Raw genomic sequence first — 258 nt, 5'->3', positions numbered from 1 at the left:
GACGCTGAATATGGCACTGTCTATCGCAAATGCAGGTAAGCGAGTGTTAGTCATCGACCTTGATTTTGGTATGGGGAATATTGATATTTTACTAGGGAAAACATCGACCAGCTCTATATTAGATGTTCTTGTCAGGAAGAAATCCTTCCAAGCGGCTATGACTCAAGGAACGAACAACCTATATTACATTTCTGGCGGAAGCGGACTTGAACAGCTGTTTTCTTTAGATAAAGATCAATGGTCGTTCTTTCTTGAGGA

The 258-nt window shown here is 41.1% G+C and carries 1 pseudogene; it reads left to right on the top strand.

The window, feature by feature from the left end:
* Positions 1-43 precede the first annotated feature (43 nt).
* Positions 44-258, top strand: a pseudogene (locus SB658_RS25320) (MinD/ParA family protein); the annotation flags it as partial.

Source organism: Bacillus sp. SIMBA_008, assembly GCF_046535495.1.
Taxonomy (GTDB): domain Bacteria; phylum Bacillota; class Bacilli; order Bacillales; family Bacillaceae; genus Bacillus; species Bacillus subtilis.
Note: the sequence above shows the minus strand (reverse complement) of the source record. Positions and strands in the feature narration are given on the sequence as shown.